We start from the raw sequence: 12,700 nt of genomic DNA on the forward strand, positions 1-12,700 counted from the left end.
AAATATTTACCTCCCTATTTTTAATTGATATAGACTTTTTAAAGACGTTATAATATGTTCAACCTCATTGTCTGTAAGAGCACTATACAGTGGTAATGAAATAATTTGATTAAATATCTCTTCCGTTTTAGGTAAATATACGTTAAATCTCTCTTCATAATACGGATGCATGTGAACAGGAATAAAGTGAACACTTAGCCCAATGTTTCTCTTTTTCATTTCTTGAATTACCTGATCTCTACTAACAGGAGAATTAGAATTAATTTTTATAACAAATAAATGCCATGCGTGTTTTACACTTGGATTGTTAGTATAATTAGGTAACGTTATATACTCTTGAACCTCTTTTAATTCCTCTTGGTACCTTTCAGCTATTCTCTTGCGTTTTTCAATCATTTCATCAGCTCTTTTTAACTGACTAATACCCAAACTAGCTTGTAGATCCATCATGTTATATTTAAACCCAGGTAATAGAACATCATAACGCCAGCTTCCTTCTTCACCATAACGATTCCATGCATTTTTGGTGATACCATGCCAACCATATAATCTAGCTTTTTCAGCAATCGATTCATTTTTAGTGACTAACGCTCCACCTTCACCTGTTGTTATATTTTTTGTGGCATAAAAACTGAAACAAATAACATCTCCATGTGTACCAATTAAAGTATTATCATATTTTGTTCCTAATGCATGCGCTGCATCCTCTATCAAAAACAGTCCGTATTCTTTACATAGTTTTTGAAGTTCTTTTAATTTAGCCGGATATCCAGCAAAGTGAACTGCAATAATTGCTTTCGTTTTTTTAGTGATTTTTCTTTTAACATCTTGAAGATCAAGACATAAATTCTCTTCATCTATATCTACAAATACAGGTTTTGCACCTACATGCATAATAACGTTTACACTTGAACAAAAAGTAAAACTTGGAACTATTACTTCGTCTTCTAATCCAACTCCCAGAGACAGTAATGCTAAATGTAATGCGGCAGTCCCTGAATTACAACTTACTACATGTTCAGTATTCAGATATTCTTTTAAATTCTCTTCAAACTCTATCACTTTTGGCCCCTTTGAAAGCCATCCAGATTTAAGGGCAGAAACTACCCTATCTATATCTTCATCATTGATTTCCGGTCGATAAAAAGGAATAAACTCTACCATGTAATCACCTACAAACTTATAATATTTTTTTTATATACTGATTCATCTTTAAATATGTTTCTTGTGTCTAAAATTAAACAATTTACCTCGTTAAGCAATTTAAAATTAATGCAATCATGATCCGTATGAACAATAATTAAAGTGTATTTGTCTAATTGACTTAGGTTTAAATCTATAGATTTTTTCAATGTGTTATCGCCCACAATGAGTTCCTCTATAAACGGATCGTAATAATCCACGTTATAGTCTTCTATCATTAAATCATTCATAATATCCAAAGCTGGCGATTCCCTAGCATCATTAACATTCTTTTTATATGCAACACCAACCATAAGAATATCCTTACCATCTTTATCATCTAGTAACTGTAGTGCTCTATTAAGAACGTACTTAGGCATGTTTTCATTAATTTCTCTTGCCACATCAATCATTTTTGTTGCTAAATCCTTATTATTTGCAATCCACTTAAAATAAATAGGATCAATCGGAATACAGTGTCCTCCTACGCCAGGGCCAGGATAGAATTTTTGAAATCCAAATGGCTTAGTTCCTGAGGCATCAATTACTTCCCAAATATTTATGTTTAACTCATTACAAATTTGTGTCATTTCATTAATAAAAGCGATATTTATAAAACGATACGTATTTTCTAATAACTTAGCTGTCTCTGCTACTTCTGGACTGCTTACCTTATGAATATCCTTAATTAAGTTACTATAGAAAGCTGCTGCACAATCGGTACAATTAGATGTAACTCCACCTACGATTTTTATAATATCTTGAATTGAAAACGATTGATTTGCAGGATCGATTCGCTCTGGAGAGTATGCTACAAATATATCTACACCAATTTTAAAATTAGTTTTCTGTTCTAATTTGTATAAAACTTCTTCTCTTGTAGTACCTGGATAAGTATTACTTTCTAAGATAATTAATGTACCTTTTTTAATGTATTTAACTATTTCATCAACTGCTGAATGAATATATGTTAAATCTGGTTGTTTACTAGTTCTTTCTAATGGTGTAGGAACACATATAACTACAACATCACATTCGTTTATATAATCCATTTCTGTACTAACAAAAAATCTATTTGTATGTAAAGCATCTTGGATTTCAGTATCTTGAATATCACTGATATAGCTTATTCCACGTTCTAGTTTTCTTATTTTTACTGAGTTTTTATCAAAACCTCTTACCGCATAACCTACTTCTAAACATTTAAGAGCCGATGGTAGTCCAACATAACCTAGGCCTACATATCCAATACACGCATTTTTATTTGCAATTTTTTCAACTAATAAACTTTTAGTTTCATTATTTAATACTGTGACCATTACTTATCACTTCCCCAAAAGATTTGATATTAAAATGCTTACTAGCAAATAATAACTGTGCGTTCTAAAATCCCATGGATGCATATAAAATACTGAATTAGCAACAAACTACATTTTTGGCACTATCAATCCTCCTAATTTAATAAACATCTAAATTTGTAGAAATTCATGCGAAATATCAAGATGTAATTTATATCTATAATATTCACACGTTATTTTTTGGGATTTAATTGATATTTTTCTATTTTTTTACTTTCTCAATATATAATAATATTTATAATTCAGAAAATTTTTTTTAAAAAACCAAATATTTTTATATCATTAAAACAATATAATAGTTGTTATATCTACATTTAGTACGATTTTCATCCTTGAATAAAGAAAAAATTATGCTTATAATTATCCAATAAATCCCATTTTTTAGTGATTTAAATGAACATTTAACCATAACTAAAATGGATGAGTTTCATATTTTTTACTTTTCATTAAAATTAATGGAAAAAAATCTATCTGAATTATAAAAAACAATTTGAAATATATTCAAATTGTTGACATAACAGATGAATTTATTAACACTTGTTGATTTTGTAATAATTCTCAAATACATAAACTCCTTAATGCTACCCAAAAATCATAATGACGCTTTACATCAAAAAAATTGCAACCCTCTACATTTAATGGGGGTTGCGATTTTTATGTACAAATAATTTTTATAAATTTTGCGTTAACCTAATCATATCCATACATTGAATACCATTTTCATATATTTCTTCATTATAATTTCGTAAGAAAAAGTCCTTATCCACACTGGTTATTCTAAAACCACATTTTTGATAAAGGCCTAGTTGCATTAAACTAGAATTTCCTGTGCCTATTTCTATAGTTTTATATTCTTCTTTTTTAGCATAGTCTATAGCAAACCCAAGTAAATATTTCCCATATCCTTTTCCTTGCTCTTTTTCGGAAACTGCTATATTTATAATCTCAATCGTTTCTGTTCGGGTAGGAATTAAAATCATAATACCTACAGTAACAGCACCTTTTTTTAAAACAAAACAATCTCCCTTTTTAAGATATCCATTAACTACTTCTGTTGAGGGATCAGCTAGTAACAATAACTCCATTTCTTCCATGTTAATACTTGTACTTTTTTCTATACTAATTCCATCCACATTATTTAATTCCATTTCTAACATCCTCCCAATCAATATTTTCAATTAATATCTTAAATGAATTCCTTCTTATAAGACAATATCAAAAACAATATTAATGTTTTTTAATAGACAGGGTGCTGGGAAATCTTTTTGAATTTTATAGAATGAATATAATGAAATATAATAAAGACTATAAATTTTCCACTTTAAATTCACTTAATCCGTATAATAGGTATGTTATTTTATTTCTGTTTTTTCATTTCTTCTTGCCATGTAGCACCAACACCACCTGATGGTGTATTCCACCGGTCTTCTTGTCGTTTAATACGCTCCATGTCTGCATCGCTCGGCTTAAATCCTTCTACTTCCTTATGTTGCTGTTCCTTATTATGATATTGTTCAACTTCTTTATTATTAGGTTTACAATTGGTAGTAGCTTCTTCGGGCTTATTATCTGCCTTTATACCTGCTGTACTAGATGCGGGCTTATCATTCGTTTCAATATTCTTGCCTTCGTTTATTTGAGGCTTGTAATTATTTGGATTATTCTCATTAGATTGCACGCCTACGTTTTTCTCTTCAGCCCAAAGATTATTTTTTTCACCCCATCCAACAGGAATAACTGAATACATTTTGTTATCTTGACCAACATAATCCGCACCAAGTAACTAATCATTTCATATTTATTTTTTCATTTACTTTTGTTTGAAACTCGTCTATCTTCACATCTTCCCAAGCTATTGCACTTTTTTTCAGTGTAATATACATGTAGAAATACTTCTTTACGAAGATTCAAGTTGTACCGCATGTATCATCTCACTATTTACAAAATAAAGTTAGGCTCAAAATTCTTACACTTGAACAACTGTTTTGTTTTCATACCGTTTATAAGCCTTTGTAGAGGAATAGTATTAGTATGTCCAAGTTTGATAACTTTTTTGCACCAAAACCTACAACTGATCTCATCACTACCATATCTTTATCAGTAATTATCTTCATTGTGGGTTCTTAAATTATACTATTTTCATAACATATGCAGAAGAAATATAACCTACTTGTTTTTAATCTGCCGTTTTAAATAGTGCGTTCTAAAAAACTACTCTTCTTCTAAAATAGCGTAATAATATTCATCCCACCATTCATTCCCATGTGGTATACACTTCCTAAAATAGCCTTCTCTTCTCATTCCAATCTTCTCCATTACTCGATATGATGGAATATTTTGTGGCTGACATGTAGCTATAATCCTATGTAATTTCATTTCCTTAAAGCCATATTTCAATGTAGCTTGTGCTGCTTCAGAAGCATATCCTTTATTGAAGTATTTTGGATTGAACACCCAACCAATCTCATATGTATGCTCACCAAAATATTTATGAAAAACTATATGACCAATCAGAATATCTTTATTAATTAATACTACAGGAAAGTTCTTAGCGTTTTCACCAATGTTTTCATTCACAAAGTTCCTTGTATTTTCTTCAGTAAAAACCCCTTCAGGTATGTATTTCATAACATTGATATCTGATGTATACTCATGAACAGCTTGCCAATCTTTGAACTCAAATTTTCGTATTAATAATCTTTCTGTTTTTATAAACATTTACTTTTCCCCCTCAAAAAATTGCAACTATATTTAAAATCCACTTTTAACCCTTAAAACAAAAAGAACTTGCAGGAATCTCTACAAGTTTTTTTATTTTAAGGTGAAAATACGGGCCAAACAAACAAACTATCTTACAGCTTGACTTTAGAAACTTTAGGGGTAATGCTTTGACAAATATACTATATAACAAATATTGACATCCACGGGATTTATTTTTGAAAATTGTGTGAATTAAGAAAGAAAGTAGTTTTTTTCTTAGATATTATTGTTAATAACTGATGGTATCATTATATTTCATTCTGCAACTTATTTAGAAGAGATATGTACATTTCGAAGAAGTTCTTCAATAAGTTTTGTTTTTTCATTTACCTTTGTGGCATATGTGAAATCACCATAACAATATGGATACCTAAAATTATTTTTATTTCCACCACAAGTATACATCGCTGGATTTTGATCAACCTTCATCTTAGAAAACGTTTTGGCTGAATCCTCCGAGTGTTGTTTAACTTCTTGACTAGCAATAAAATCAATATACCCTGGCCCCATATTATAGCTTTGAATAATTGTATCCATGCTAACATCCTTGTCCGTTCCATATTTGTACATTTTAGCAAAGTGTTTTACCCCTTGTTTAATGCTCAAGCTTGTCTCTTGAATTTCATTTGGTTTTAATCCAAGTGATTCGGATGACTGCATAGGGTCGTTTCCCTCACCTCTACTCTCTTGGTACATAATTCCTAATAAAACTGCAGTTTTCTCTCCTAAATTATATTTTTCTAATTCTTTTTTTAAGGTAGACTCATATTGCAATACACGTTTTTCGGTGGCTAGTGCTTTATTTTGTTGAATATTGGTTTTATGATTAAAATAAAGCATTCCAAGTATTATTCCTAAGCCTAAAATACTAATAAGGAACACTTTTATAATTTGTTTTTTACTTGTATCCTTCATATATTCCTCCTCGTATAAAAAATTAAATTTTTCAAAGGTAATTGGTTATTTACAAACTATGTAATGAACATCTATCTCCCGCCCTTTTTAGAATCAAACATCAATACTTTAAGGTTTCAAGTTTAATATAAAAATTTAAAGATAAGGTAAAGATAAGATAAAGATAAGATAAAGGGCATTTTTTATACGTACTTTAAAAGATATTGGTACAAAGGGATATGTGGGGAAATTTGTTGATATAAAAGGAATTAGTAATAATGGAAAGGTTAACGTACAAATTATTAATTATGGAAATATCATTCCAGAAGATCTACCCTATCTTTTCAATATACTTCATATAAAAAATTACAACATAACATATAATAAAAAACGGCAAACCCTCGACGTAGGAGAATCCACCATCACAAATAAATGATTATTTCACACCTAGTTTTTTTTACTTTCTTAGGAAGCTCGTCTTCCTGCACTTCCTCCCAAGCTGTTACACCTTTTTTATCTAAATGATATACACGTAGGAATAGACCTACGCTACCTTCTTTCTTCACCTTCCCATAGAATTTGTTAACATTATCATCTTTCTCCTAACTAACATCTGTTACTTTTACTAATTTCATATGAGAAATCCCCTCCAAATGTACACACTAAGAATGAGATTTGATAGAAGATGCTTGTCTACATTTTGACTTTTCCAAAATACGAATAATATACCATTCGTTAATGGTCTGATTCGACTTTTCCTATTGAAACTGGAATATTTGGTCAAATATATTAAACACGCAAATAACTTGATATCGTATCTCATGATTTTTAAGAATAATTCTGTTTTTCATTGTAGTAGTAAGGTTGTTTATCTCATATTGAATTACCTTTCATTTTTCTTACAAGCTCGCAATGTTTTTGAAAATACAGTTTATAAAGCCGAGAATTATGATTTTTTCAGAGATAGCATTGAGGGGTTTTTCATATGCACTGTACTATACTCCCGTACAGGTTTCATTTACAATTCATTGTATTTTCTTTACCGTTCACCAAGTTAAAATGGAACAAATTTATTACTTAGAGTGTCTATTATGTGTATTCCTAAAAATATGAAAGGACTTATTATTCCCAAAAGTAAAGTGATGTAAAAAAAGTGTGTATTGAAATACTTCATTTAAATGTTACGAGTTTAATACTTTCACAGGTAAACTATTACAAGTGTAAGCAAAAAAGAAACACCCTAAACAGTAACCGTTCATTCATATAAACGCTTTGGTTCTGCTTATCCTGTTAAAATTCAACTTCAGAAGTATTGGTATCCAACACCCACTTTAATTAACATCGGTATTTAAAATACCAAAACAAAATCCATATATTGTTGAAAGAGGTTGAAAATTCATGTACGTTTTAAACAAGTTCTTTACCTACAAAAAGATTGTACCTGTCGTATTACTTTCATGTGTAACACTAATAGGGTGTTCTAATAGTAATACTCCATCTGAACCACCTAAGCAAACAAAACAAATAAAGCAAATTAAACAAGAAAATACAGGTCATGATTCTTTTGCTAAGCTTGAAAAAGAATATAATGCTAAGCTTGGTATTTATGCTCTGGATACAGGTACAAATCAAACTGTTGCTTATCATCCAAATGATCGTTTTGCATTTGCCTCTACATCTAAATCATTAGCAGCGGGAGCTCTTTTACGTCAGAACTCAATAGAAGCTCTTGATGAAAGGATTACGTATACGCGTGAAGACCTTTCTAATTATAATCCAATTACAGAAAAGCATGTGGATACAGGAATGACGTTAAAAGAACTTGCAGATGCTTCTGTTCGATATAGTGACAGTACGGCACATAATTTAATTCTTAAAAAATTAGGTGGTCCATCCGCATTTGAAAAAATCTTGAGAGAAACGGGAGATACGGTTACTAAATCTGAACGATTTGAACCTGAATTAAATGAAGTACATCCTGGAGAAACGCGCGATACCAGTACACCAGAAGCGATCGCTAAGACACTTCAATCATTTACATTAGGATCTGCACTTCCAACAGAGAAACGTGAATTATTAGTAGATTGGATGAAGAGAAATACGACTGGTGATAAGTTGATTCGTGCGGGCGTACCAAAAGGATGGGAAGTAGCTGATAAAACAGGCGCAGGATCTTATGGAACAAGGAATGATATTGCGATTATTTGGCCACCAAACAAAAAGCCAATTGTTCTTGCCATCCTTTCTAATCATGATAAAGAAGATGCAGAATATAATGATAAGCTTATTGCTGACGCGACTAAAGTCGTATTAGATACTTTAAAAGTTACGAATAAAAACTAATAAATTAATAGTTTTCCGTGTTAGGGAGTATATTCTCTGATAAGAGTAACCATACATGAACGTCAAATGATGTTAGAAAACGAAAAAACACGCAGTTCCATTTGGAATTGCGTGTTTTTATTTTGCTAATTTATTGGGGATAACCGCATGTGTCATCCAGTGCTGATTGGATTGCACATGGTCTTTTCGAACAAATTTCCCTACGGATTTTGAAAAATCATTATAGTGAAACGCATCCGTTAATCTAAGTACATACCCTTCCTGAATCCCTCCAAAGAGTGAAGTACCGTTGTAGCACGAACGAATTACCTTTTCATTATAGGGGCCACGATATAACACTGGAACGTGTGCAAGGCCTAACTTTTTACACCATGCAACTGTTGCATCCCACGATAAACATTCATTTTTCTCATTCCATATTGAAAAGACATAAAAATAGGAAGTCAGTGCTGTGTAGTGAATGCTATGACAAGCATATACATTTTCACCACATATACGCCATCCTTCTGGAATTCTATACCCCATACTTCCTTGTAACGTTTTTACCCATGTTCTCGATGGGTGATGACCACTTGATAACGACCTTGCATGAATAGCATCTTTATAAAGGGATGTATTTTCACCATCTAACTTTTCTAGTACGATTACTTCTTGAGTTTCAAATCCGTCCATATTTTGTAGAACACGGTCATCACTTGTTACCCCTATCGACCAAGGAACGTGCAATGTTCGTGGATATTTACAAGCATTTTTTCCCTTCTCTACTTCGCAAATGCATCTGCATCTCGGAAAAAATATAATTTCGTAAGCATCTCATCACCGCAGTAATGATAGATTTCACGTGCTGCCTCTTCCCCGCCATGTAACATCTTCATATGAAACTCTGTAATCATTAATACTTTCTCAATAAACTCCTATTCGAAACCAAGTTCCATTAAAAAGTGGCAAGCGATGTGAGTACTGACATATTCGTGACCATAATACGAATGGTACCCTTTGAGCTTTTTAAATACACGGCAAAACGGTTTACCTGTATCATGGAATGCTGCAGTACTTTGCAGAAGAAATAAATCTTCCCCTACATAATTCTCTGTTAAATGAGCGTATACCATATATGTGTGCTGACATAATGGTAAGGAATGATAGGGGTTTCCTTGATTATATTGAAACATATCAGAAAAGAACGGGATGTTCTTCATGACAAATTGAACACCACACCCATGCGTCTCCTCCTGTTTCACCATTACAGTTTACTCTAAGTCCCGCTTTACTTGTTCGTTTATGGTTTCTTGTAGTTCGAATAAGACGATGCACAATCCGCTCTGATTTTATGTAATCTATTAGCTTGAATCGTTACTTAAATATAAAGGGTGTCTCGGAAACCTATCCTTTTTTCCTAAGGCAGTGTAAATCGTAACCTCTGAATAACTCATGAATATCTTTATACCAATTGTGATATCTACAATTTTCTCCCCAAGCAGCAATCAACATATTTTCCATTAAAGTTTTTTATTTCCAATATTTCATCTAACTTCGTACGATTAATTACTTCCTGTAGTAGTCTTTCTACTGTATCTATTTTTATCTCATTTGGTTTTCTCAATATTTTTCACTTCTATTTTTTGATTGTTATGACTGGCACCTGCTCGGTGTCGGAAAATTCACTGTAACCATAATAAAGTAGAAAAAACAATAAAATAATTGTCCAAATAAATATAAAAACTTTATAACTATACTTCATATGAAAAACCTCATTTTCCCTATATAAGTGAATGTACATACACCTTATAAATCCAATTACATAAATTATTGGATATTTCAGCAGTAGAGAATCATTAAGTATTAGAAATTGTTATTCATAAACATATCCAAGAAATCTTCTAAAAAATATCATCTAGGCATTTTAACATTTTATCAAAATGCACAGATAATATTTTTACGTTTAGCTAAGTAATGCTTTTTATGTAATAAATCCTTATCTCTATTTCACCTTAATGTTTATATGTACAAGAGTCTGTGTAGCAACTAGACTGTACTTTAAATATGTACTAAATTGTGTGTGGGAAAGGAAGCACATTTTATTTAAAGTTTTTACTTTAAACCCCTTAATTAGTTGGTAGTCTTCTTCATTCAGACAGAAAGGAAATTTAAGGTGTGCACTTATTTTCAACTCAGACTCTTTACTACACACACTCCTATACACATAAAACATCTATAAATTTCGTAACATTACAGAAACAACAAGAAACATTAACGAAACAATAATAACATTAAGTAATAGTTTTGTAACACAAATGTAACACAATGTATTTAATCGTACAATACTTTTTTAGCTAATTATCAACAAAGTTCTGTTAATATCGTTCAAATTTAATAATGTTCCCATAAAGTATTACATATTGCTTGTGAAATGATTTTTCAAAATATAACGAATCATACCATGACGGAGGAATATTAATTCAATTTAAAAATAAATGGATTGATATCTTTCTAGCTTTTGTATCCCAATCATGTTGTAGAGCGGATTATGGTTATCCAATTAATGTAGGTGACCATGCACAAGCTAAGCCTTCTAAATAATTACTGTACCTAAAAAAAACAAGTAATTATACTTGTTTTTTTAGTTTACTTTCCAATATCGAAACAGTTTTATGTGCTTTCTTTTCCTGTCTACATTGGATGCATATCTTACTAAAGATAGCTTCTATTTTTTTTATGATTCTAGTGAAGTAATTAATTGCTGACGTTCTTTATCTCTATAAATTTTCATTTCATGTTTAAACTCGTAATTTCCTACTTCAAATCTAGCCCATTCCTTACTTGTCCAATATACTACATTTACATTTTCTCTTAAGATTGCAGAACACACATCCACTAATTCATCTTCGTAAAATGGAGCCTCTTTTGCTAATTCAAAAGCAAGCACTTTTGGATCCTTAGTTTTAATTTGAAGTTCCCTAGAGGTTTGCCCTAAATACTGCCATGGTGATGGTATTGATTGAACTTGGGCATTTCCCCTATCTTGAAACTGTGATGGAGAATCATTTGTTGAAGCAAATGCAGGTTTACTTACTCCTATTGCTGTTCCTAAAAAAATAGAACCAATAATAAGTTTTTTAATCATTTTTTCAGCTCCTTTAATAATTTTGGATATGCTTCATTTTTATACCACGTTCATGGTCATGTAAATGAAGAAAATTTGACATAATTATGCATTTTTCTCGAAAAATGCATATTAATTACGCACCTTAAATTTACCCAAAACAAAATTATTGGTTTAACGAAACTTTTTTGTCATAAGTATACACTTTTTGTATAAAAATTAGTTTTTAAAATATTTGCATACTTATTGATAAAGCTTCCTGCTATCCGTTATTCGAAGCCAGTTTATCTCCACCTACTCACTTCGCATTCCTTGAAGTAGGAATCCTCTTGACTAAAATGATAAAAAAAGTTGGGGATTCCCCCAACTTTTTAATACGTCTATTGTCTGATTAAACCTGTAGATGTAACCCGATATATTCTTTTCTTTCCTATATATTCCTGTTTTCCATTCTCAAGGTTAGTTAAAGTCGCTCGTGTTTTTTCCTTCGCCACTTCCCCTTCTATATGAGTAAATTCTATATAATCTCCCTCTTTTACAGGTACTGTTTGGGTTTCAGCATTTTGTTGTCTATTTCCCATAATTTCCTTATTGTACAAAACGCTACCAGATGAATTCTGGACTTTAATACTTGCATATGTGCTATTGAAATAAGAATGCGGCACACCAGCTTCTAATTTGATTTTCAGCTCTTCTGCTGTTTTATTATAATCTACTTTTGCAATTTCTCGATCACTATATCCTTTTAGGGACCATGCAAATTGTTTTCCATCTAGAATTGTTGTCTCTGGCATTTTTTCTACTTTCTTTAATCCCTCTTTTGTAACCTCATACCTTGCTGACTTTCCAATAGTCTCATTTTTATTATTTTCAAGATTCGTTAATGTTGCGCGTGTTTTTTCCTTTGCTGCTTCCCCTTCTATATGAGTGAATTCTAAATAATCTCCTACTTTTACAGGTACTGTTTGGGTTTCAGCATTTTGTTGTCTATTTCCCATAATTTCCTTATTGTACAAAACGCTACCAGATGAATTCTGGACTTTAATACTTGCATATGTGC

11 protein-coding genes and 3 pseudogenes are annotated in these 12,700 nt (G+C 31.3%); 2 read left to right on the forward strand and 12 right to left on the reverse strand.

Features of this window, described 5'->3' with window-relative positions:
* Nucleotides 1-6: 6 nt before the first annotated feature.
* The 7 genes and pseudogenes from MR167_RS06820 to MR167_RS33655 form a co-directional block, all read right to left on the reverse strand.
* Nucleotides 7-1,164, reverse strand: coding sequence for a DegT/DnrJ/EryC1/StrS family aminotransferase (locus MR167_RS06820; RefSeq protein ID WP_000229112.1), 1,158 nt, complete (start codon nucleotides 1,162-1,164; stop codon nucleotides 7-9).
* An 8-nt stretch (nucleotides 1,165-1,172) separates the two neighbouring features.
* On the reverse strand, nucleotides 1,173-2,501 hold the full coding sequence (locus MR167_RS06825; protein ID WP_242314240.1) for a nucleotide sugar dehydrogenase: 1,329 nt from the start codon (nucleotides 2,499-2,501) through the stop codon (nucleotides 1,173-1,175).
* Between the two features lie 710 nt (nucleotides 2,502-3,211).
* Nucleotides 3,212-3,688: a GNAT family N-acetyltransferase gene (locus MR167_RS06830; RefSeq protein ID WP_000422453.1), complete on the reverse strand. Its 477-nt coding sequence runs from the start codon at nucleotides 3,686-3,688 to the stop codon at nucleotides 3,212-3,214.
* A 209-nt stretch (nucleotides 3,689-3,897) separates the two neighbouring features.
* Nucleotides 3,898-4,323: pseudogene (locus tag MR167_RS06835) on the reverse strand (hypothetical protein); the annotation flags it as partial.
* Nucleotides 4,324-4,751: 428 nt separating this feature from the next.
* The gene (locus MR167_RS06840) at nucleotides 4,752-5,258 is read right to left on the reverse strand and encodes a GNAT family N-acetyltransferase (protein ID WP_000470152.1); all 507 of its coding nucleotides are present in this window, start codon (nucleotides 5,256-5,258) and stop codon (nucleotides 4,752-4,754) included.
* A 309-nt stretch (nucleotides 5,259-5,567) separates the two neighbouring features.
* On the reverse strand, nucleotides 5,568-6,215 hold the full coding sequence (locus MR167_RS06845) for a lysozyme family protein (protein ID WP_000655722.1): 648 nt from the start codon (nucleotides 6,213-6,215) through the stop codon (nucleotides 5,568-5,570).
* Between the two features lie 415 nt (nucleotides 6,216-6,630).
* Nucleotides 6,631-6,733, reverse strand: a pseudogene (locus MR167_RS33655) (YxeA family protein); the annotation flags it as partial.
* 859 nt (nucleotides 6,734-7,592) lie between these two features.
* On the opposite strand from MR167_RS33655, the gene blaIII reads away from it, so the two are divergent.
* The gene (blaIII, locus tag MR167_RS06850) at nucleotides 7,593-8,537 is read left to right on the forward strand and encodes a class A beta-lactamase BlaIII (RefSeq protein ID WP_000289420.1); all 945 of its coding nucleotides are present in this window, start codon (nucleotides 7,593-7,595) and stop codon (nucleotides 8,535-8,537) included.
* Between the two features lie 117 nt (nucleotides 8,538-8,654).
* Here blaIII and MR167_RS06855 read toward each other — a convergent pair whose 3' ends face one another.
* Genes MR167_RS06855 through MR167_RS06865 form a run of 3 tightly spaced genes read right to left on the reverse strand, consistent with a single transcriptional unit; the run spans nucleotide 8,655 to nucleotide 9,781 of the window.
* Complete coding sequence (locus MR167_RS06855; RefSeq protein WP_003260759.1) at nucleotides 8,655-9,263, reverse strand: RNA ligase family protein; 609 nt, start codon at nucleotides 9,261-9,263, stop codon at nucleotides 8,655-8,657.
* Nucleotides 9,264-9,298: 35 nt separating this feature from the next.
* Nucleotides 9,299-9,430 carry a hypothetical protein gene (locus MR167_RS06860; RefSeq protein WP_000627209.1) on the reverse strand — a complete coding sequence of 44 codons (132 nt, stop codon included), beginning with the start codon at nucleotides 9,428-9,430 and terminating at the stop codon, nucleotides 9,299-9,301.
* 21 nt (nucleotides 9,431-9,451) lie between these two features.
* Entirely contained in the window at nucleotides 9,452-9,781 is a 330-nt protein-coding gene (locus MR167_RS06865) for an HD domain-containing protein (protein WP_242314243.1), read from the reverse strand.
* 1,180 nt (nucleotides 9,782-10,961) lie between these two features.
* Between MR167_RS06865 and MR167_RS06870 the strand changes: the two are divergent.
* Nucleotides 10,962-11,117: pseudogene (locus tag MR167_RS06870) on the forward strand (DUF2278 family protein); the annotation flags it as partial.
* A gap of 133 nt (nucleotides 11,118-11,250) precedes the next feature.
* On the opposite strand, the gene MR167_RS06875 reads toward MR167_RS06870, so the two are convergent.
* Both MR167_RS06875 and MR167_RS06880 read right to left on the reverse strand, forming a co-directional pair.
* On the reverse strand, nucleotides 11,251-11,661 hold the full coding sequence (locus tag MR167_RS06875; RefSeq protein WP_242314245.1) for a hypothetical protein: 411 nt from the start codon (nucleotides 11,659-11,661) through the stop codon (nucleotides 11,251-11,253).
* Nucleotides 11,662-12,020: 359 nt separating this feature from the next.
* Nucleotides 12,021-12,700, reverse strand: a 680-nt coding sequence (locus MR167_RS06880) for a putative mucin/carbohydrate-binding domain-containing protein (protein ID WP_276575827.1), incomplete at its 5' end; no start/stop codon positions are given.

Source organism: Bacillus cereus group sp. BfR-BA-01355, assembly GCF_022663675.1.
GTDB classification, from domain to species: domain Bacteria; phylum Bacillota; class Bacilli; order Bacillales; family Bacillaceae_G; genus Bacillus_A; species Bacillus_A thuringiensis_S.